20 protein-coding genes are annotated in these 19481 nt (G+C 65.2%); 9 read left to right on the forward strand and 11 right to left on the reverse strand.

What is annotated here, in order from left to right; genetic code table 11:
* Window positions 1-18 precede the first annotated feature (18 nt).
* On the reverse strand, window positions 19-1926 hold the full coding sequence (dnaK, locus tag ACFQ4E_RS09510; RefSeq protein WP_386802926.1) for a molecular chaperone DnaK: 1908 nt from the start codon (window positions 1924-1926) through the stop codon (window positions 19-21).
* Window positions 1927-2133: 207 nt separating this feature from the next.
* Between dnaK and ACFQ4E_RS09515 the strand changes: the two genes are divergently transcribed.
* The gene (locus tag ACFQ4E_RS09515) at window positions 2134-2739 is read left to right on the forward strand and encodes an alpha-ketoglutarate-dependent dioxygenase AlkB family protein (RefSeq protein ID WP_386802928.1); all 606 of its coding nucleotides are present in this window, start codon (window positions 2134-2136) and stop codon (window positions 2737-2739) included.
* 16 nt (window positions 2740-2755) lie between these two features.
* Here the strand turns inward: ACFQ4E_RS09515 and ACFQ4E_RS09520 are convergent, their stop codons facing one another.
* Window positions 2756-3382 carry an SH3 domain-containing protein gene (locus ACFQ4E_RS09520; protein ID WP_386802930.1) on the reverse strand — a complete coding sequence of 209 codons (627 nt, stop codon included), beginning with the start codon at window positions 3380-3382 and terminating at the stop codon, window positions 2756-2758.
* On the reverse strand, window positions 3379-4209 hold the full coding sequence (locus ACFQ4E_RS09525) for an ABC transporter permease (RefSeq protein WP_386802932.1): 831 nt from the start codon (window positions 4207-4209) through the stop codon (window positions 3379-3381). Before ACFQ4E_RS09525 ends, ACFQ4E_RS09520 begins: the two co-directional genes overlap by 4 nt.
* A gap of 123 nt (window positions 4210-4332) precedes the next feature.
* On the opposite strand from ACFQ4E_RS09525, the gene cysQ reads away from it, so the two are divergent.
* The 7 genes from cysQ (at window position 4333) to ACFQ4E_RS09560 (ending at window position 12808) form a co-directional block, all read left to right on the forward strand.
* Complete coding sequence (cysQ, locus tag ACFQ4E_RS09530) at window positions 4333-5130, forward strand: 3'(2'),5'-bisphosphate nucleotidase CysQ (protein WP_386802934.1); 798 nt, start codon at window positions 4333-4335, stop codon at window positions 5128-5130.
* Window positions 5131-5139: 9 nt separating this feature from the next.
* The gene (locus tag ACFQ4E_RS09535) at window positions 5140-6387 is read left to right on the forward strand and encodes a glycosyltransferase family 2 protein (protein WP_386802936.1); all 1248 of its coding nucleotides are present in this window, start codon (window positions 5140-5142) and stop codon (window positions 6385-6387) included.
* A 110-nt stretch (window positions 6388-6497) separates the two neighbouring features.
* A complete protein-coding gene (gene galU, locus ACFQ4E_RS09540; RefSeq protein ID WP_386802937.1) occupies window positions 6498-7391 on the forward strand; it encodes a UTP--glucose-1-phosphate uridylyltransferase GalU in 894 nt (297 codons plus the stop codon).
* A gap of 19 nt (window positions 7392-7410) precedes the next feature.
* Complete coding sequence (locus tag ACFQ4E_RS09545; RefSeq protein ID WP_386802940.1) at window positions 7411-8613, forward strand: glycosyltransferase family 4 protein; 1203 nt, start codon at window positions 7411-7413, stop codon at window positions 8611-8613.
* A 56-nt stretch (window positions 8614-8669) separates the two neighbouring features.
* Window positions 8670-9680 (forward strand): glycosyltransferase family 2 protein, encoded by a 1011-nt coding sequence (locus ACFQ4E_RS09550; RefSeq protein WP_386802942.1) that lies wholly within the window; start codon window positions 8670-8672, stop codon window positions 9678-9680.
* Window positions 9677-11377 (forward strand): DUF5927 domain-containing protein, encoded by a 1701-nt coding sequence (locus tag ACFQ4E_RS09555; RefSeq protein WP_386802943.1) that lies wholly within the window; start codon window positions 9677-9679, stop codon window positions 11375-11377. The genes ACFQ4E_RS09550 and ACFQ4E_RS09555 overlap by 4 nt, the downstream gene beginning before the upstream one ends.
* A 6-nt stretch (window positions 11378-11383) precedes the next feature.
* Window positions 11384-12808 (forward strand): sulfotransferase family 2 domain-containing protein, encoded by a 1425-nt coding sequence (locus tag ACFQ4E_RS09560; RefSeq protein WP_386802945.1) that lies wholly within the window; start codon window positions 11384-11386, stop codon window positions 12806-12808.
* Between the two features lie 14 nt (window positions 12809-12822).
* On the opposite strand, the gene ACFQ4E_RS09565 is transcribed toward ACFQ4E_RS09560, so the two are convergent.
* From ACFQ4E_RS09565 to ACFQ4E_RS09590, 6 genes are all read right to left on the reverse strand, one after another.
* Window positions 12823-13287 carry a PTS sugar transporter subunit IIA gene (locus tag ACFQ4E_RS09565; RefSeq protein WP_386802947.1) on the reverse strand — a complete coding sequence of 155 codons (465 nt, stop codon included), beginning with the start codon at window positions 13285-13287 and terminating at the stop codon, window positions 12823-12825.
* Between the two features lie 58 nt (window positions 13288-13345).
* Window positions 13346-13915 carry a ribosome hibernation-promoting factor, HPF/YfiA family gene (hpf, locus tag ACFQ4E_RS09570; protein WP_386802949.1) on the reverse strand — a complete coding sequence of 190 codons (570 nt, stop codon included), beginning with the start codon at window positions 13913-13915 and terminating at the stop codon, window positions 13346-13348.
* Window positions 13916-14148: 233 nt separating this feature from the next.
* The gene (gene lptB, locus ACFQ4E_RS09575; RefSeq protein WP_386802950.1) at window positions 14149-14910 is read right to left on the reverse strand and encodes an LPS export ABC transporter ATP-binding protein; all 762 of its coding nucleotides are present in this window, start codon (window positions 14908-14910) and stop codon (window positions 14149-14151) included.
* 1 nt (window position 14911) lies between these two features.
* Window positions 14912-15403 carry a lipopolysaccharide transport periplasmic protein LptA gene (lptA, locus tag ACFQ4E_RS09580; protein WP_386802952.1) on the reverse strand — a complete coding sequence of 164 codons (492 nt, stop codon included), beginning with the start codon at window positions 15401-15403 and terminating at the stop codon, window positions 14912-14914.
* A 9-nt stretch (window positions 15404-15412) separates the two neighbouring features.
* Complete coding sequence (gene lptC / locus ACFQ4E_RS09585; protein WP_386802954.1) at window positions 15413-16027, reverse strand: LPS export ABC transporter periplasmic protein LptC; 615 nt, start codon at window positions 16025-16027, stop codon at window positions 15413-15415.
* Between the two features lie 8 nt (window positions 16028-16035).
* Window positions 16036-16650: a ribonuclease D gene (locus ACFQ4E_RS09590; RefSeq protein ID WP_386802956.1), complete on the reverse strand. Its 615-nt coding sequence runs from the start codon at window positions 16648-16650 to the stop codon at window positions 16036-16038.
* 793 nt (window positions 16651-17443) lie between these two features.
* Here ACFQ4E_RS09590 and ACFQ4E_RS09595 point away from each other — a divergent pair.
* Window positions 17444-18133 carry a sugar transferase gene (locus ACFQ4E_RS09595; RefSeq protein WP_386802958.1) on the forward strand — a complete coding sequence of 230 codons (690 nt, stop codon included), beginning with the start codon at window positions 17444-17446 and terminating at the stop codon, window positions 18131-18133.
* A gap of 4 nt (window positions 18134-18137) precedes the next feature.
* Here ACFQ4E_RS09595 and ACFQ4E_RS09600 read toward each other — a convergent pair whose 3' ends face one another.
* The gene (locus tag ACFQ4E_RS09600; RefSeq protein WP_386802960.1) at window positions 18138-18686 is read right to left on the reverse strand and encodes an NADPH-dependent FMN reductase; all 549 of its coding nucleotides are present in this window, start codon (window positions 18684-18686) and stop codon (window positions 18138-18140) included.
* Between the two features lie 96 nt (window positions 18687-18782).
* Window positions 18783-19451: an OmpA family protein gene (locus ACFQ4E_RS09605; RefSeq protein WP_386802962.1), complete on the reverse strand. Its 669-nt coding sequence runs from the start codon at window positions 19449-19451 to the stop codon at window positions 18783-18785.
* Between the last annotated feature and the right edge of the window lie 30 nt (window positions 19452-19481).

Below are 19481 nucleotides of genomic sequence, written 5' to 3' on the forward strand. Positions count from 1 at the left end.
GAGGTTCCGCGCGGATGCTCAGCCCCGCTTGTCTTCGCCGAGATCCTCGAAATCGGCATCGACGATATCGTCGTCGGAGCCATCCTCGTCAGCGGCCTTGGGCTCGTCGTCGCCGTCGGACTGCTGCGCCTTGTAGATCGCCTCGCCGAGCTTCATCGCCGCTTCGGTGACGTTCTGGATACCGGCGCGGATCTTGTCCGCGTCGTCCTTCTCCAGCTCGTCCTTGAGCGCGGCCACGGCCAGTTCGATCGCCTCGACGGTCGAGGGGTCGACCTTGTCGCCGTGATCCTCGATCGACTTCTCGGTCGAATGGATCAGGCTTTCGGCCTGGTTGCGGGCCTCGACCAGATCGCGGCGCTTCTTGTCGGCTTCCGCGTTCTGTTCGGCATCCTTCACCATCTGTTCGATATCCTCGTCGGACAGGCCGCCAGAGGCTTGGATGGTGATCTTCTGCTCCTTGTTCGTGCCCTTGTCCTTGGCCGAGACGGAGACGATGCCGTTGGCGTCGATGTCGAAGGTCACCTCGATCTGGGGCATGCCGCGCGGTGCGGGCGGAATGTTCTCGAGGTTGAACTGACCGAGCATCTTGTTGTCGGCCGCCATTTCGCGCTCGCCCTGGAAGACCCGGATCGTCACCGCGTTCTGGTTGTCCTCGGCGGTCGAGAAGATCTGGCTCTTCTTGGTCGGGATCGTGGTGTTGCGGTCGATCAGACGGGTGAACACGCCACCAAGCGTCTCGATGCCCAGAGACAGCGGCGTCACGTCGAGCAGCACGACGTCCTTGACGTCACCCTGCAGAACGCCCGCCTGAATCGCGGCGCCCATCGCCACGACCTCGTCCGGGTTCACGCCCTTGTGCGGCTCCTTGCCGAAGAACTTGGTCACCTCTTCGACGACCTTCGGCATGCGGGTCATGCCGCCGACCAGAACCACCTCGTCGATGTCCGACGTGGAGAGACCGGCATCCTTGAGCGCCGCTTGGCAGGGCTTCATCGAGGACTTGATCAGATCGCCGACGAGGCTTTCCAGCTTCGCACGGGTGAGCTTCATCACCATGTGCAGCGGCTGGCCGTTCGAGCCCATCGAGATGAACGGCTGGTTGATCTCGGTCTGGCTCGAGCTCGACAGCTCGATCTTCGCCTTTTCGGCGGCCTCCTTGAGACGCTGCAGCGCCATCTTGTCCTTGGTCAGGTCGACCTGGTTCTCTTTCTTGAACTCGTCCGCGAGGTAGTTGACGATCCGCATGTCGAAGTCTTCACCGCCGAGGAACGTGTCGCCGTTGGTGGATTTCACTTCGAAGAGACCGTCGTCGATCTCGAGGATGGTGACGTCGAAGGTGCCGCCGCCGAGGTCGTAGACCGCGATCGTCTTGCTGTCCTTCTTGTCGAGACCATAGGCCAGCGCCGCCGCGGTCGGCTCGTTGATGATGCGCAGAACTTCGAGGCCGGCGATCTTGCCCGCGTCCTTGGTGGCCTGACGCTGGGCGTCGTTGAAATAGGCCGGGACGGTGATGACCGCCTGCGTGACCTCTTCGCCGAGATAGCTTTCGGCGGTCTCTTTCATCTTCTGCAGGATGAAGGCCGAGATCTGGGACGGCGAATATTTCTCGCCCTTGGCGCGCACCCAGGCGTCGCCATTGCCGCCGTCGATCACCTCGAAAGGCATGTTCTTCTTGTCCTTGGCCAGATCCGCATCGTCCTCGCGACGGCCGATCAGGCGCTTGACGCCGAAGATGGTGTTTTCCGGATTGGTGACGGCCTGCCGCTTGGCAGGCTGGCCGACGAGACGTTCGTCGTCGGTGAAGGCGACGATGGACGGGGTGGTCCGTGCGCCTTCGGAGTTCTCGATAACCCGCGGCTGGCTGCCGTCCATGATGGCGACGCAGCTGTTGGTGGTGCCGAGGTCGATGCCGATTACCTTGCCCATGTGTTTCGATCCCTTTTTGACTTCAAGGCGATGACTCGAGGCGTCGGACCCTGACGGCATCCTGCCCCGATTGCGAGAGCGGACTTGGGTCGTGAACGATCCCGGTCACGCGTTCGAGAGGTATATAAGGAGGGGGTTTTGGTGCTGCAAGCAGCGGTCCAAGACAAAAACGACAGGTTTTTCACATGTTCGACAGAGAGGCGGAGGATGGCCGAGCGGATCGAGATACGTGGCTTCGTGATCCATCGCGGCTGGCTGGACCGGCCCGCGCAGGAACGCATGGTGGCCGGGTTGCGCGATGTCGTCGCCGCGGCGCCGCTTTTCGCGCCCGAGACGCGGCGCGGCCGGAAAATGTCCGTGCGAATGACCGCCTGCGGCGATTTCGGCTGGGTCTCAGACCGGCGCGGCTACCGCTACGAGCCGCGCCATCCGGGCGGCACGCCGTGGCCGCCGATCCCCGCCGACATCCTGGACGTCTGGGACGCGCTCTCGGGCACGGCGCGGGCGCCGGAATGCTGCCTGGTGAACTGGTATGGCGAAGGCGCGCGGATGGGGCTGCATCAGGACCGCGACGAGGCTGATTTCATGCAACCGGTGGTGTCGATCTCGCTGGGCGACGAGGGTCTCTTCCGGATGGGCAATGTCGAGCGCGGCGGCTCGACCGAGTCGTTCTGGCTGCGCTCCGGCGATGTGGTGGTGATGGGCGGCGAGGCGCGGCTGCGCCATCACGGTGTCGACCGTATCCGTTTCGGGTCGTCGACGCTGTTGCCGCAGGGCGGGCGGATCAACCTGACGCTGCGCGTCGTGAGGTAAGTCCCGAGCGTCCGGCTCAGTTCAGCGAACAGCAACCGCTGACGAGCGAGGGGGTGACGGGGCGCTCGGGATGCTTCAGGAGCAGGTCGATGGAGATGCCGAAGGCGCGGTCGCTCATCCCGTCCGAGCATTGATCGAGCCGCAGAAACGCGGTCCCGGTGGTGCCATCGAAGAAAGTCAGGCTCAGCGCCTCGACATCGCGCCGATTGGCAGACCGGAACCGGCCCGGAACGGTTCCTTCGAGTACGGTCTGATCGGCCGCGACCTCATAGGTGACGCGCGCCGCATCGGTCAGCGACAGCGACCAGAACGGCTCGGTCCCGACGCAGGTCCGCGGCTCCAGAAGCGCGCCCAGATACTGGCCTGGCTGTCGCCGCAGGTAGGAGAGCGACACCCAACCGGTGCCGTCCTCGACATTCACCAGCCCCCAAAGCTCGCGCGGATTGGGGCGGATCACCTCGATATCCACGGCGTCGGGGGCGAGGGTTCCGACGATCGGCGCGGACGCGGAGGGCTCGGCCCGGATGTTCAGGACATCGTCCGCGGCCACTCCTGCCACGTCGAAGAGCGCGGGCCATTGGTCCTGTGTCGCGGCGGCCGGTCCGGTGAGGCAGGCGAGACAGATCAGGACCCAGCGGATCATCGGCGGGCCGTCCAGGAGGCCGAGACGTTGCGACGCGTCACGAACTCGCCCATCAGGCCGACCATCATCAGGGTGATGCCGACCCAGAGCGCGTATTCCCAGTCGGAATTGCGCGGGAAGTAGTTCACGAAGGCATATCCGCGCGCCTGGTCGATGGCGTGGAAGAGCGGGTTCCAGTCGAAGAGGTTGAGCATCATCGGCGGCAAGGTGTTGGCCAGGAACATCTTGCCCGACGCGATCATGTTGGCGCGCTGGTAGATGGTCGACACGATCCCGATGGGCGTCGGCGCCCAGGGCTTGGCGGCCAGAAAGCACATGCCGATCGCGGCACCGCTGAACCATGCCAGGCACAGCATGAGAATGACGCCGATCGGGTCGTGGATCTCGGAGATGACGCCGGGATTGAAGGCCACGTCATAGACGAAGAGGACTGCGAGGAAGCTCAGGACCTGGATGTAGAGGGTCGAGAGCATCGCCGAGAGGATCGAGATCGCGGTGTTCATCGGCGCGTGCTGCATCATCGCGCTCGTCGCGCCCTCGGCCCCGGACACGGCCCCAAGGGTCTTGGAATGGGTCATGTAGAGGAAGATGCCGGTCATGATGTAGAGCAGGAAATCGCCCCGGACCGCGCTGCCCTTCAGGCCCAGCATCTGGAACATGAAGAAGAAGGCCATGGTGAAGACCACGGTCTGCAGCATGTTCATCCCGATCGCCATCACCGCATTGGAATGGGTCTTGCGGACCGAGCGGACCGAGTTGTGATACACAAGCTCGAGAATATTGACCGCGCCACCGGCGGCAGTACGCGGTCTGACCTGTTGAAACATGGGCCTGCTCTTCCTCGGTCTCTCAGCCCGTCGCGGCTTGCCGTTCGGGGGCAGCCCCATCATAAGGGGCGCGCGGTTTCCGATCAATGAACCGCAGGATTGTGCCATGGGAAAGGCGAGAGTTTGAATTATTCCGAACTGACCCGCGTGATGCGCCGTCTGGCGATCGAGGCCGGCGAGAAGATCATGGAGATCTACAACGCCGCCGATTTCGAGATCAAAACCAAAGGCGACCTGAGCCCGGTGACCGAGGCCGACGAGGCCGCCGACGCCCTGATCTCCGCCGGTCTGCGCGAGGCCTTCCCGGATATCGCGCTGGTTACCGAGGAGCAGTCCGAGAGCCACGCGCAGGACGTCTCGACCTTCCTGATCGTCGACCCGCTCGACGGCACCAAGGAATTCATCAACCGCCGCGGCGATTTCACCGTGAACATCGCGCTGGTCGTGGACGGGATGCCGACCCGCGGCGTGGTCTACGCTCCGGCGAAAGAGCGGATGTTCTACACCGACAGCGTCGGGCGGTCCCTGGAGGAAAGCGGCAGCTTCCACCCCGATGAGGTCGGCGAGACCACCTATATCGAGGTCCGCGAGCCGGACAATTCCGCGCTGATGGTCGTGGCCTCCAAGTCGCATCGCGACGAGGCCACGGACGATTACATCGGTCAGTACCAGGTGCGCGACATGACCTCGGCGGGGTCGTCGCTGAAATTCTGCCTCGTGGCGACCGGCGAGGCCGATCTCTATCCGCGGCTCGGCCGCACGATGGAGTGGGACACGGCGGCTGGCCATGCGGTGCTCTGCGGCGCTGGCGGGCGGGTCGTGCGGTTCGATGACCACACGCCGCTTTCTTACGGCAAGCCCGGTTTCGCCAACCCGTTCTTCATCGCCCATGCACCGGGCGTGACGCTCAAGACCGGCTAGGCCCGCGCGATGGAGACGCCCCGCGTCAGCGTGGTTGTCGCAAGCTGGGAACGGCCCGACGCGCTGTCGCGCTGTCTCAGCGGGCTGTCGCAGCTCGATTACGACGGTGTCGAGGTGATCGTGGTGGCCTGCGAGGACGGGCTCGTCGCCGCCGGGGCGCATGAGGCCGGGGCCGAGGCGAAGACCGTTCTGGTCGACGAGCCCAACCTCTCGGCCGCGCGCAATCTCGGCATCGCCCGCGCCACCGGGGAGATCGTCGCCTTCATCGACGACGATGCCGTGTCCGAGCCGTCCTGGCTGGCGCGGCTGGTCGCGCCCTTCTCCGATCCGACGGTTCTCTGCGCAGGCGGCTTCGTCTTGGGGCGGAACGGCATCAGCCTGCAATGGGGCGCGCGGACCGTCGGCGCGGAGGGCGTCGCGCGCGCCCTGCCCCTTGATGGTGACGCGCCGGTTCTGCTGACCGCCGCTCCGGGCCGGGCAATCAAGACCGAAGGCACGAACATGGCGCTGCGCCGCGAGACGCTGGCGGAGATGGGCGGGTTCGATCCCGCCTTTCGCTTCTATCACGACGAGACGGACCTGAACCTCCGCCTTGCCGAGCAGGGCTCGGTGACGGCTCTGGTGCCGCAGGCGCTGGTCCATCATGGCTTCGCGCCCTCTGCCACGCGCCGCGCCGACCGGGTGCCGCGCGATCTCTTCGAGATCGGGGCGTCTCAGTCGGTGCTGATGCGCAAGCATCTCGCCCCCGACGCGCAGGACGCGGCGCGGAGGGCGTTCCGCACCGGTCAGCGGCTGCGGCTTCTGGAGCATCTCCAGCGCGGCGGTCTCGACCCTCTCGATCTGCAACGCCTGATGCGAAGGCTCGATGCCGGGCTCGCGGACGGGCGGGAGCGGCAACTGGAGCGGCTCCAACCGATCCCGCGCGCGGCGGATGGCTTTCGCTCCTACCCGACGCGGCCCGGGGCACGGCACCGGCTGATAGCCGGCCGGACGTGGCAGCGCGCGGCGCTCGAGGACGAAGCCCGCGCAGCCGTCGTGTCCGGCGAGACCGCCACGGTCCTGCGGCTCTCGCCGACCGCGCTCTATCACCGGATGCGGTTTCACCCCGACGGCTGGTGGGAGCAGATCGGTGGACAGTTCGGCAAGGCCCTGCGCAACGAGCCGCGCTTCAGACCGCTGACCGCCGCACGGCGTGCCAAACTCGAGGCCGCACGGCTGTCGCAAACGCGCGCGCTCGACCGCTCAGCGGACAAGTGAGTCCTGTCAGCACAATTGCATCAGAATAGCCGTTTGAGCGCCGGAGATGAGGTGCAATCCCCCAGCCGACCCTGTAGGATCGCGTCCAACACAGGCCCGAGGAGAGGCAGATGAAGCAGAAAGTGACCAAGGCGATTTTCCCTGTCGCGGGACTGGGCACCAGATTTTTGCCAGCCACCAAGTCGGTCCCCAAGGAAATCATGACGCTGGTCGACCGCCCGCTGGTCCAATACGCCATCGACGAGGCGCGCGAGGCGGGCATCAAGGAGTTCCTCTTCGTGACCTCGCGCGGCAAGGGCGCGCTCGAAGATTACTTCGATCATGCACCCCAGCTTGAGCAGGAGCTGAAGAAGAAGGGCAAGGAGCAGCTTCTCGAGGTGCTGAAATCTACCAACATGGATTCCGGCGAGATCGCTTATATCCGCCAGCACAAGGCGCTGGGCCTCGGCCACGCGGTCTGGTGCGCGCGGCGCCTGATCGGCAACGAGCCGTTCGCGGTGATGCTGCCCGACGACGTGATCGCGGCCGAAACCTCCTGCCTGAAACAGATGGTCGACGCCCATGCCGAGACCGGCGGCAACGTGGTCGCGGCGATGGAGGTCCCGAAGGAAAAGACCTCGTCCTACGGCATCCTCGATGTCGCCGACGACATGGGCTCGGTCGTGCAGGTCAAGGGCATGGTCGAAAAGCCCAAGGTCGAGGAGGCGCCGTCGAACCTCGCGGTGATCGGTCGCTACATCCTGACGCCCTCGGTCCTGAAGAACCTCAACAAGATGAAGACCGGCGCGGGCGGAGAGATCCAGCTCACAGACGCCATCGCGCAGGAGATCGGCGGTTCTGACGGGGTCTACGGGCTGCGCTTCCGCGGTCAGCGCTTCGATTGCGGCTCGAAAGCCGGGTTCCTCCAGGCGACGGTGGCCTTCGGCCTCTCGCGCGACGATCTGAAGGACGATCTGCGCAATTACCTCCACGAGATCGTGTCGCTCGACAAGGCGGCGGAATAATCCCGCAGGCGGCGCCGTCATGAGCGATCGCGCGCCGCCGCCGGCCCGGCTTCTCGACCTGACGCGGTTGGTGAGCCGCGCCGGGCGGCGGGATACCGGCGTCGACCGGGTCGAGGCCGCCTACCTCGAGCGCCTGCTCTCCGAGCGGGTTCCGCTCTTCGGGCTCGTGCGCACCGCGCTTGGTTATCTCCTTCTCGACGGCTGGGCCTGCGCCGGGATCGCGGAGCGGCGGGCGGGCAAGCCCCGCGGCAAGGCCGGGCCGCTCGGGCGCGCGCTCCGGCGCGGCCATCCCGACCGTGCGGACGAAGAAGCCCTCCTCCGCCGTCAGGCGCTGGCGCGCGCCGCGCCGCCGCTTTTAGGCGCGATGCTGACGCGGCATCTTCCGCGCGGAGCGGTCTATCTCAACACCGGGCACACGAACCTGTCGCGCGCGACGATGAAGGGGCTGAAGGCCACGCCCGGGCTCCGCGTGGCGACGCTGATCCATGACACGATCCCGCTGGATTTCCCGCAATATCAGCGCGTTGGGACGGAGGAACGGTTTCGCGACTTCCTGATCCGCGCCTGGCACGTCTCGGACCTTCTGATCGCCAATTCGCAGAAAACCGAAGACGATCTCCGCCGCCACCTCGCGGTGCTGGGACCGATGCCCGAGATCGTCACCGCTCTCTTGGGCGTGCCGCGCCCGGACCCGGGGCACGCGCCCGAAGGACCCTGGACGGGGCAGCCCTATTTCGTGGCGCTCGGCACCATCGAGCCGCGCAAGAACCACCGGCTGCTTCTGGACCTCTGGGACAAGCTCGGCGCCGAGGCTCCGCCGCTTCTGATCGTCGGTCAGCGCGGCTGGGCGGATGACCGGCTTCTGGCGCGGCTCGATGCTAGGCCGCCCCAGGTCTTCGAGCTGGGCGCGCTCGGCGATGCCGAGAGCTTCGCGCTTTTGCGGGACGCGGCCGGTCTGCTTTTTCCGAGCCATGCCGAGGGGTTTGGCCTGCCCCCGGTCGAAGCCGCCGCCCTGGGCTGTCCGGTGATCGCATCGGACCTTCCGGTGCTGCGCGAGTCGCTTGGAGACATTCCAGTTTACGCATCGGTCAACCATCTATATCTTTGGGAAAATGCCGTCCGGGAACTGACCCGGGCTCAGGCGCGCGGCGACAGGCAGCCGGTGCCGTACGATCCACCGGATTGGGACGCGCATTTCAACACCGTCTTAAGGCGGGTCTGATAGACTATCAGAGGCCAGAAGGGCCGAAAGAGTGGCGGGCAGGATAGCGACAGTCAGTGGGCGCGTGGCAATCATACAGGCTCAGGCTGCAGCGCAGGCGCTGGCGGCTTCGCGCATTCCGCAAGCGGCGTGAGTTGCGCCCTGTCGCCAATCGCACCGATCAGATCGCCCCGACCGACCTTCTGGTCTTCTCGACGCTGCGCAACGAAGGGGTCCGCCTTCCCTATTTCCTGAAGCATTACAGGGATATGGGCGTCGACCACTTTCTCATGGTCGACAACGACTCGACCGACGGGTCGCTCGATTACCTCGCCTCGCAGCCCGATGTCTCGGTCTGGCACACACGCTCCAGCTACAAACGCTCGCGCTTCGGGGTCGACTGGCTGAACTGGCTGGCGATGAAATACGGGCACGAGCACTGGTGCCTGACGGTCGATCCCGACGAGCTGTTTCTCTACCCGTTCTGCGACACGCGGCCCCTGCGCGCGCTGACCGACTGGCTTGATGCGTCGTCGATCAAGTCCTTCTCAGCGATGCTGCTCGACATGTATCCCAAGGGCCGGATCGACGCCGAGCCTTACCGCGCCGGGCAGAACCCGCTTGAGATCGCCGCGTGGTTCGACAGCGGCAACTATACGATTTCCAAGAACCCCAAGTTCGGAAATCTCTGGATCCAGGGCGGGCCGCGCTCGCGGGTGTTCTTTTCCGACGAGCCGGAGCGGGCGCCGGCGCTGAACAAGATCCCGCTGGTGCGCTGGAACCGGCGCTACGCCTATGTGAGCTCGACCCACAACCTGCTGCCGCGCGGCCTGAACCTCGTCTATGACGAGTGGGGCGGTGAAAAGGCCTCGGGCGTGCTCTTGCACACGAAGTTTCTCGACACGTTCAAGGCCAAGGCGGCGGAGGAGCTTGAGCGCGGACAACACTACGGAGCGTCGCGGGAATACATTCAGTATGCAAACGGCATACAGGATAATCCCGATCTCTGGTGCAAGTGGTCCGAGCGCTACATCAACTGGCGGCAGCTCGAGATCCTGGGCCTTATGTCCAAGGGGAACTGGGCGTGACGGTCGGGATCATCATGCTGGTGCACACGGCGCTCGGCCGGGCGGCGCAGGTCGCGCGGCACTGGATGAAGGCAGACTGTCCCGTCGTGATCCATATCGACAGCGCCGTTCCGCGCGCGGCGGTCGACGCGTTCAAGGACAGCCTCTCGGACCAGGAGCTGGTGCGGTTCTCGCGGCGGCATCGCTGTGAATGGGGCAGCTGGGGTCTCGTCGCGGCGAGCCAGGATGCCGCCGAGCTGATGCTCGAAACATTCCCGGATGTCCGCCATGTCTGCCTGTCCTCCGGGTCCTGCCTACCGCTGAGACCCGTTCAGGAGTTGATCGCCTATCTCGACGAACGCCCTCGCGTGGATTTCATCGAAAGCGCCACGACCTCGGACGTGCCCTGGACCGTGGGAGGGCTCGACGAAGAGCGCTTCACCATGCGCTTCCCCTTCTCGTGGCGGAAGAACCGCTATTTCTTCGACCGGTTCGTCGAGTTGCAGCGCAAGGTCGGCTATCGCCGCCGCATCCCTGATGGGATCGAGCCGCATATGGGCAGCCAGTGGTGGTGCTTGACGCGACAGACGCTCTCGGCGATCCTGCAGGACCCGAAGCGTCACGTATACGACAGGTATTTCCGCTCTGTCTGGATCCCGGACGAGAGCTATTTCCAGACCCTCGCGCGGCTCTATTCGACCAATGTGGAAAGCCGGTCGCTGACCCTGTCGAAATTCGACTTCCAGGGCAAACCGCACATCTTCTACGACGATCACCTGCAGCTTCTGCGGCGGTCGGACTGCTTCATGGCGCGCAAGATCTGGCCCCATGCCGGGAAGCTCTACGACGCGTTCCTGGGCGACGGGCAGAACCGCACTGACATGGCCGAGCCGAACCCCGGCAAGATCGACCGCATCTTCGCCCGCGCCGTCGATCGCCGGACCCGCGGACGCGCGGGCCTCTACATGCAGAGCCGCTACCCCAACCCTGGCTGGGAGAACGGTGTAACCGCCGGACGCTACTCGGTTTTCCAGGGCTTCGCCGAGCTTTTCCGCGATTTCGAGCCCTGGCTCGCCCGCGCCACCGGGGCGCAGGTCCACGGGCATCTCTTTGCGCCCGAGCGCGCCGAGTTTGCCAATGGTCAGGCCGTGTGCGCCGGGGCGCTCTCGGACAGCGCGCTGTTGCGCGATGCCAACCCGCGGGCGTTCCTCACCAATCTCATCTGGAACACCCGGGGCGAGCGGCAGTGCTTTCAATACGGGCCGCATGACACGCCGGACGTGATCTGGGATTTCGCCAAGGATCCCAACGCGCAGATCTCGGTGATCTCGGGCGCATGGGCGGTGCCCCTCTTCCAGACCAACCGCAACTTCGCCGACCTCCGGGCCGAGGCCGCCGATCTGCAGAAGATCGAAGCCTCGATGCTCGACGCACTGCGCTCGCCCTATGCCAAGGCGCGGATCCGCATCTGGTCGATGGCCGAGTTCATCGAAGCGCCGATGGAGCCCTTGCAGGTCATCATCGACGAGATCGGCCAGAAGACCCAGCGGCGGCTGACCGAGGCGCCGGTAATGAACGACCTGGCGGGCTTCGGGCAGTTCCTGCAGAACCTGAAGAACCAGGGCATGCACCCGTATCTCATGGGCGACTTCCCGGTCGATCCGGCGCCGCGCAACGCCCAGCGCCGCAGCAAGAAACCCTATCTGGTGAAGAAGTAGGACCCGATGACCGACCGTTTCGACGCTTTCGTGATTTTCGCCGAGATGCGCACCGGGTCCAATTTCCTTGAGGCGAACCTCAACGCCTTTCCGACCGTCACCTGCCACGGTGAGGTCTTCAACCCGCATTTCATCGGCTATCCGAACTCGGACGATGTCATGGGGATCACGCAAGGCGAGCGCGACCGCGACCCCGGTCGTCTTTTGGAGCGGATCATTCGCGCGAGCCGCGGCCTTGGGGGGTTTCGCTATTTCCACGATCATGAGCCGCGCGTGCTCGAGGCGATCCTGACCAATCCGCGCATCGCCAAGATCGTGCTGACACGAAACCCGGTCGAATCCTATGTCAGCTGGAAGATCGCGCAGGAGACCGGGCAGTGGAAACTGACCAATGTCCGCAAGCGCAAGGAGACCAAGGCGCGGTTCGAGCCGCAGGAATTTGAAGAGATGCTGACTGCGATCCAGGGGTTCCAGATCACGCTCCAGCACGCGCTGCAGGTCACCGGGCAGACGGCCTTCTACGTCGCCAACGAAGATCTGGACGATCTCGACGTGATGAACGGGCTCGCCGCGTGGCTGGGCCTGCCCGACCGGCTCGAGGCGCTCGACGGCAAGATCAAACGCCAGAACCCCGAGCCGCTATCAGAAAAGGTCGAGAACTTCGCCGAGATGGAAACCGCGCTGGTGCGGCTCGACCGGTTCAACCTGACCCGCACCCCGAATTTCGAGCCGCGCCGGGGCCCGGTCGTGCCCAGCTATCTGGCCGCGGCGAAGACGCCGCTTCTTTACATGCCGATCCGCTCTGGGCCGGAAGCGTCGGTCCGGCGCTGGATGGCGGCGCTCGATAGCGTCGGGGAAGACGCGCTTCTAGGCGATTTTCGGCAGAACACGCTCAAGGCCTGGAAAGAGGCGCATCCCGGGCATCGCAGCTTCACGGTGATCCGTCATCCGCTTGCCCGGGCCTACGAGGCGTTCTGCGAAAAGATCGCCCATAGCGGCAAGGGCAGCTACGCCCAGATCCGTCGCCATCTCGAGAAGCATTACGGGATGGAGTTGCCGGGAAACGGCGCGCCCTCGGCGGAGGCGACGCGTGAGGCATTCAAGACCTTCCTGAAGTTCCTGAAACCCAACCTCGCCGGTCAGACGCCGATCCGCGTCGACGGGCATTGGTCGAGCCAGGTTCAGTGCCTGCAGGGCATGGCCGAGTTCACCCTGCCCGACATGATCGTGCGGGAAGAGGAGATGCAGAGCTACCTGCCCGCGCTCGCCTTGCAGGTGGGGCATGGCGCGCCTCCCGATCCGTCTGTCGAGAGCGGGCTCGGCCCGGTGCCGCTCGCCGACATTCACGACGCGGAGACCGAGGCGCTGGCCCGCGACGCCTATGGCCGCGACTACCTGATGTTCGGATTTGGAGACTGGCGCGCGCCCTGACGCGCGCCGCGCGCTCAGGCCGCCTGCACCGACTGGGATTCGGTCAGGATCGTGTAGAGCGTGGCCGGGTCGGGGTTGGCCCGGAGCTTGGCGCAGAAATTGGCGTCGCGCAGCGTGCGCGACACCAATGCAAGCGCCTTGAGATGCTCCACGCCCGCTTCCTCGGGGGCGAAGAGCGCGAAGACGATATCGACCGGCTGACGGTCGACGGCTTCGAAATCGATCGGCTTTTCGAGCAGGATGAACGCGCCCAGAACTTCTTCGATCTCTCCGATCCGCGCATGCGGCAGAGCCACCCCGTGCCCGACGCCGGTCGGGCCGAGGCTTTCGCGTTCCATCAGCGCTTCGACGGCCTGCGGGGCCGGGATGCGATAGGCGCTGTCGGCCAGGTCGGCAAGGTCATGCATCAGGCGTTTCTTGGACGACGCCGTGCTGATGACCCTGACCGCGCCGGGCGTAAGAAGTTTCATGAAGTTCATAGCGTTCCTGCTCTCTGCCGTTCCCCGTCGGTCGGCGGCGTTCCCCAACGCCGTGTGCTTACGGATCGATCCAGCCGATATTTCCGTCGTCACGCCGATACACGACGTTGACCTCGTCCTTCTTCTCGTTGCGGAACACCAGCACCGGGGCGCCGGCGAGCTCCATCTGCATCACGGCTTCCCCGACCGAAAGCGAGGGAATCGAGGTCTGCATCTCGGCCACGATGATCGGCTGAAGCGTCTCGGGTTCAGCCTCTTCACCGGCATCTTCTGCAGCAGAGGCGAGGATATACGAGGAGGCTCCAAAAAGTTCAACGGGGCTTGTCCGCTCCTTGTGATGGTCCTTCAGACGGCGCTTGTAGCGGCGAAGCTGCTTGTCCATCTTCTCGCAGCAGGCGTCGAACGCCGCGTAGATCTCGGTCTGGTGGGCCTTGGCGGTCGCGGTCAGACCGGTCGACAGATGGACGATCGCTTCGCAGACATATTCGTGCGCCGACTTGGAAAAGGTGACCGTGGCATCGGTCGGGCGACCGGCATACTTGCTGAGCATTTCGGTCAGCTCGGTCTGGACGTGGGTCTGCAGCGCAGCGCCGACATCGATTTGCTTTCCCGTGATCTGGTAGCGCATGGAAGGGTGTCCTTTCGTGTCAGCCGAGCGCCGCCACCGGGCGCACGGCCCGGCCAGTCTGGCGGCGATCGGTTGGAATTCGACGGACCTCGCGCGGCTTGATCGCGACCGCTCCCCGCGAAGGGGTGAAGGCGATCCGATCTCCAAGGGCGCGAGCCGTCATAGCTTCATTCAAGGGCCAGAGCGCGCGTCTGTCAAATGAAACCGCATCGCGGAGGGCGTGCCCCTGGCGGTCATCCGATGCGGAAACTGTCGCCCAAATAGACGCGGCGGACATTTTCGTTCCGGACCACCTCGTCGGGCGAGCCCGACATCAGCACCGTTCCCTCGTGCAGAATATAGGCGCGGTCCACGATCTCGAGCGTCTCGCGCACGTTGTGGTCGGTGATCAGCACCCCGATGCCGCGGGTCTTTAGATCGGCCACGAGGCCGCGGATGTCGCCGACCGAGATCGGGTCGACCCCCGCGAAGGGCTCGTCGAGCAGGAGGTATTTCGGATCGGCCGCAAGACAGCGGGCGATCTCGACCCGGCGCCGCTCGCCGCCCGACAAGGCCAGCGCGGGGGCGCGGCGCAGATGCTCGATCGAGAAATCCGACAGAAGCTCTTCCAGCCGCTCGCGGCGGGTCGAGGGATCCGGCTGGGAGATGTCGAGAATCGCGGCGATGTTGTCCTCGACTGACAGGCCACGGAAGATCGACATCTCCTGCGGAAGATAGCCGATCCCCATCCGTGCGCGGCGATACATCGGCAGGTAGGTCGCATCACGCCCGTCGATCAGCACCTCGCCGCCCTCGGGATTCACCAGCCCGGCGATGGCATAGAAGCTCGTGGTCTTGCCCGACCCGTTCGGTCCCAGAAGCGCCACGACCTCGCCGCGGCTGAGCGTCATCGAGACGTCGCGGATCACCACGCGCTTGCGGTAGCTCTTGCGCAAATGGCGGACGATCAGGCCGCTCTGGCCTTCCGTCACGCTCAGTTCGGGGCGCGGGGTCATCTCACTCAGAGCCGCCGGGCTGCAGGACCGTCCGGACCCGTCCATCCATCTGGGCGGTGCCGCTGTCGAGATCGACCACCATGCGCTCGGAGGTCAGCGCGTTGTCGCCCTGCGTCAGAAGGACATTGCCGCTCATCGTCACAGTCCCGGCGTCGATGTCGTAATCGGCGCGCTCCGCCTCAGCGGCTTCCGTGCCCGAGACCAGCGTCACGCCGCCCGTGGCTTCGAGCCGCGCGATGGCGTTGCGGGTCTCGGCGTAGACCACCAGAACGCGCGGCGCCGAGAGTCGCATCTCGCCCTGCCCGATCACCACGTTGCCGGAATAGAGCGCGGTGCCGTCGGACTGGTTCACCGAAAGCTGATCCGCACTGACCTCGACCGGAGCGTCGCTGTCGGCGCGCATCGTGCCGAAGGTGACCTCCTGCGCGTGGATCGGCGCAGCAAGAAGCACCAATGCCGCAGCCGCGGCGAGAAGGCGAAGATTGGATGGCATTGTCAGCACTCACTCGGGTCCCGGGGGGCGGTATATCATCTGGACCCCGTTTTGGAAAAGCAACTCCAGGCTACCGCTCTGATCTGTGCTCTCGGTGATGACGAGCTTGCCGGCGGTGATCCGCCCTCCGGGTCCCGTGGCCTCGACCGATCCGTCGCTTTCGACCGCGGTGCCCGACAGCGATGTCGAAAGCGCGTCGGTCGTCATGACCCAACCCGCCGAGGAGCGCAGAGTGACGCCGCCGGTCAGGCGGGCGCGGTCGGTCTTGCTGACGATCTCGGCCGAGGGCGCGGCAAGATCGACCCGCGAACCGTCCTCTTGGGTCAGCGCGCCGTAGACCGCGCGCGCCAGAAGGCGGTCGCCGTCCTCCGGGTCGGGGCGGGCGGTGTCCGCCGACAGGTCGAGCTGCGCGCCGCTTTCGGTGGTGCCGGAGAAGGCCGCGCCGGTCACGGTCTGCGACGACCTGTCGGCCAGATCCTCGACCCGCGACACCGGCAGGTTCACCGTCGGATCGAGCTCGCGCGCGACCAGGAACAGGGTCGAGAGAAGCGCGATGGCGAGGAGCGGCAAGAGCACCTTGAGCCAGGCGACGATCTGGGATCGGGTGCCGGGACCGCGCGCCATCGCCGGTCTCAGCTATGCGCGAAGATGTCGGTTTCGGGCCACCCGGCGAGGTCGAGCTGCGCGCGCACCGGCAGGAAGTCGAAACAGGCCTGCGCCAGCTCCATGCGGCCTTCGCGCTCCAGCATCCCGTCCATCTTCTCGCGCAGGCGATGCAGGTAGAGCACGTCCGACGCGGCGTAGTCGCGCTGCGCCTCGCTCAGCGCCTCGGCGCCCCAGTCCGAGCTTTGCTGCTGTTTGGAGATATCCACCGAAAGGAGTTCCTGCAGGAGGTTCTTCAGCCCGTGCCGGTCGGTATAGGTCCGCACGAGGCGGCTGGCGATCTTGGTGCAATAGACCGGGCGGGCGAGCGCACCGAAGGCATGGTACATGACGGCGATGTCGAAGCGGCCGAAATGGAAGAGCTTCAGGACGTCTGGATCGGTCAGGAGGCGCTCGAGGTTCGGCGCGCTGGTCTGACCCTTGGCGATCTGCACCAGATGCGCGTGCCCGTCGCCTCCGGAGAGCTGGACGACGCAGAGGCGATCACGGTGCGGGTCGAGCCCCATGGTCTCGCAATCGATCGCCACGACCGGCCCGAGATCCAGGTCGTTGGGAAGATCGCCTTGGTACAGGTGGTTTGCCATCTCGTCCTCATCTGCTCCGATGCCTTGGCGACATAAGGAGAACCGCGGCCCGGGGCAATGCGCGGCGCAGTCCGATCATGAGATCGATTCGGCGAATTTGAGGCAAAATCGGACCCGGAAACGGCAGAAATGAGGCAGCGCTTTCCAGCTTTCCCACGGGATGTAATATTTCGTGAGGGAATTCCTTACCGCGGAACGTGTGCTCTTGCCTTAGGTTTTCTCCGCAAATAAGAGCTTGAAATCGCATATTGCGCTCAAAACCGTCGACAATTCCGCGACAGAACTGTTTCCGCGAATTGGTCTCTCCGGCCTCAAGCTGGTGCCAATTTCGCGACAATCCCCGGAATGAGGGGGATCGTTCATGTTACGTGGACAATTTCGCGCTGGAATCCGCGAATTGTTCAGCGCAATGTTGATATGCCGGACGACGCGTTCGGCACGGCGGGGTTTCATCCCACCAAGGCCGGCGGCCCGTGATACCGAGCGTGCAGCGATTGCACCGCTCTCCTCAGGGGTGTGCGCCTCCAAAGCCAATTGACTGATTTTCGCCACATTCTCATAATGACGCTGTATCTGCCCGTGGTCCGGGCAGGAGTTTGGTAAACGGCACTAGGGGGCAGTGTCGCGAGTTGGGAGTTTACGGACGCGTCCGCTGCTGCACCGCGTGTCTTCACTGCTGAGAAACCTCCAGGGAGCGATCCCTGCTCTGTAACGGGCGCTGCGTCCCGTTTCTTGTGAAGCTTGTTGAGTATCAGAGGGTGTCTGTCCGTCTCTCCCGCGATGGAGTGAGACTGTGACGCTGCACCTTACGCCCCCCTGCACCGAGGCAACTCGTCGTGAGCTGCTTGGCTACGCGCCGACCCGGGGCATTCGCTTTGCCCTGTACCGCGATTGCTTCAAGCGCGCCATCGACATCACCCTTGTTCTGATCGCCGCCCTGCCGACGCTGGCGATCCTGTTGCCGCTGTGTCTGCTGCTCGCGGCTCAGGGCGCCTCGCCGTTCTACAGCCAGCGTCGCGTCGGCCTGAACGGTCGCATCTTCCGCATGTGGAAGCTGCGCAGCATGGTCCCGAACGCGGACGTCCTGCTCGAAGCGCATCTGGCCTCCGACCCCGCCGCCCGCGCCGAGTGGGATCGCAGCCAGAAGCTGCGCTTCGATCCGCGGATCACGCCGCTTGGGCGCGTCATCCGCAAGAGCTCGCTCGACGAGCTGCCGCAGCTCTGGAACGTGCTGCGCGGCGACATGTCGATCGTCGGACCGCGACCGATGATGATCGACCAGATGGATCTCTATCCGGGCACCGCCTATTACACGCTGCGCCCGGGCGTCACCGGGTTCTGGCAGACCTCCGTCCGCAACGAGTCGAGCTTCGCCGACCGGGCGGAGTACGACACCGCCTATGCCAAGGCGCTGTCTCTCCGCACCGATCTTGCGGTCATGCTGCGGACCGTCGTCGTGGTGATCCGCGGAACGGGCTACTGACCGGTCAGGCGCTCCGCGCCTCGGCCACTTTCCGAAGCTCGCTCATCAACTCTCCGAGAAACTTGTGGGTGCCCTCGTTCGCGAGGGTGCCGTCCTCGTTCCACTGCTTGGACGTCTGCCCGACCATGACCTCGGGGCCCGGGATGACATGCGGGCGGAACGGGTTCAGGAGCGTGCGCAGCATCGATTGACCGCGCGCGCCGCCGGCCACGCCAGAGGCGGCCGACATGATCGCGACGGGCTTGTCGCGCCACGGGTTGCCCTCCAGACGGCTGACCCAGTCGAGCGCGTTCTTCAGCCCGCCGGAGAGGCCCTTGTTGTACTCGGGCGTCGAGATGATGACCGCATCCGCCTCGTCGATCTGGCGTCCGAGCAGCGTGACCGCGTCGGGGATGCCCTTGTCCTCGAGATCGCCGTTGTAGATCGGAAAATCGATCTCGGCCTCGATGAAGGAGGCGGGATCGAAATGGCGGGCGGCGGCGCGGATCAGCAAGCGGTTGGTCGAGGCCGCGCGCAGCGAGCCGGAGATGCCGAGAAGGCTCAGATCGGACATGGGGAACTCCCGTAAGAACGTTTCCCCATAGCTGTGACGCAAAAACGCCGCGGCAAGCCGCGGCGTTTCCACATGTGATGTGCGCGAGGTGCGGGATCAGGCGTTCGGCAGGATCACGATCTCGACGCGGCGGTTCTGCTGGCGGCCTTCCGGCGTCAGGTTCGACGCGACCGGCTGGTCCTCGCCGCGACCGATGGTCTGGATGCGGGACGACGACACGCCGTTGGAGATCAGGATGCCACCGACGGCCTGGGCGCGGCGCTGGGACAGGTCGTAGTTGTAGGACGCGTCGCCGGTGTTGTCGGTGTGACCCACGACCTGAACGGTGGTGTTCGGATACTGGTTCAGGTTCGAGGCAACGGCGCGCAGATCGCTCTGGACGGCGGGCGACACGGCGGTCGAGTCGGTCGCGAAGAGGATGTCCTGCGGCAGCGTCACGATCAGGCGGTCACCGGTGTTGGTGATGCCGATGTTCGGGTTGCCGACCTGGGCGCGGAGCGCGGCTTCCTGCTTGTCGAGCTGGTTGCCGATCACGGCACCGCCCGCGGCACCGGCCAGCGCGCCGGCCACCGCGTTGCGGCGGCGCTCTTCGGGGTCGTTGCCCAGGGCCGCACCGGCGAGCGCGCCGACGCCTGCGCCGATCAGAGCGCCCTGCTGGGCGTTGCGGTTGGGGTTGTTCGGGTCGTTCAGCGCGGCCGGTTCACAGGCGGCAAGAGCCATCAGCGCGGCGGACGAAAGAAGAATGGCAGATTTTGCTCGAAGCATGATGTGTCCTCGTTCGAGTTGGTTTTGGAT

Source organism: Litorisediminicola beolgyonensis (genome assembly GCF_042679605.1).
GTDB classification, from domain to species: domain Bacteria; phylum Pseudomonadota; class Alphaproteobacteria; order Rhodobacterales; family Rhodobacteraceae; genus Litorisediminicola; species Litorisediminicola beolgyonensis.

Excerpts from the sequence above, each read along its gene's own strand:
- lptB (WP_386802950.1), bottom strand. The coding sequence starts at position 14,910 with ATGACCCCGCGCCCCGAACTGAGCGTGACGGAAGGCCAGAGCGGCCTG.
- ACFQ4E_RS09535 (WP_386802936.1), top strand. The coding sequence starts at position 5,140 with ATGGAGACGCCCCGCGTCAGCGTGGTTGTCGCAAGCTGGGAACGGCCC.
- hpf (WP_386802949.1), bottom strand. The coding sequence starts at position 13,915 with ATGCGCTACCAGATCACGGGAAAGCAAATCGATGTCGGCGCTGCGCTG.
- ACFQ4E_RS09515 (WP_386802928.1), top strand. The coding sequence starts at position 2,134 with ATGGCCGAGCGGATCGAGATACGTGGCTTCGTGATCCATCGCGGCTGG.
- galU (WP_386802937.1), top strand. The coding sequence starts at position 6,498 with ATGAAGCAGAAAGTGACCAAGGCGATTTTCCCTGTCGCGGGACTGGGC.
- ACFQ4E_RS09560 (WP_386802945.1), top strand. The coding sequence starts at position 11,384 with ATGACCGACCGTTTCGACGCTTTCGTGATTTTCGCCGAGATGCGCACC.
- lptA (WP_386802952.1), bottom strand. The coding sequence starts at position 15,403 with ATGCCATCCAATCTTCGCCTTCTCGCCGCGGCTGCGGCATTGGTGCTT.
- ACFQ4E_RS09600 (WP_386802960.1), bottom strand. The coding sequence starts at position 18,686 with ATGTCCGATCTGAGCCTTCTCGGCATCTCCGGCTCGCTGCGCGCGGCC.
- lptC (WP_386802954.1), bottom strand. The coding sequence starts at position 16,027 with ATGGCGCGCGGTCCCGGCACCCGATCCCAGATCGTCGCCTGGCTCAAG.
- ACFQ4E_RS09545 (WP_386802940.1), top strand. The coding sequence starts at position 7,411 with ATGAGCGATCGCGCGCCGCCGCCGGCCCGGCTTCTCGACCTGACGCGG.
- ACFQ4E_RS09520 (WP_386802930.1), bottom strand. The coding sequence starts at position 3,382 with ATGATCCGCTGGGTCCTGATCTGTCTCGCCTGCCTCACCGGACCGGCC.
- ACFQ4E_RS09525 (WP_386802932.1), bottom strand. The coding sequence starts at position 4,209 with ATGTTTCAACAGGTCAGACCGCGTACTGCCGCCGGTGGCGCGGTCAAT.
- ACFQ4E_RS09590 (WP_386802956.1), bottom strand. The coding sequence starts at position 16,650 with ATGGCAAACCACCTGTACCAAGGCGATCTTCCCAACGACCTGGATCTC.
- ACFQ4E_RS09565 (WP_386802947.1), bottom strand. The coding sequence starts at position 13,287 with ATGAACTTCATGAAACTTCTTACGCCCGGCGCGGTCAGGGTCATCAGC.
- ACFQ4E_RS09605 (WP_386802962.1), bottom strand. The coding sequence starts at position 19,451 with ATGCTTCGAGCAAAATCTGCCATTCTTCTTTCGTCCGCCGCGCTGATG.
- dnaK (WP_386802926.1), bottom strand. The coding sequence starts at position 1,926 with ATGGGCAAGGTAATCGGCATCGACCTCGGCACCACCAACAGCTGCGTC.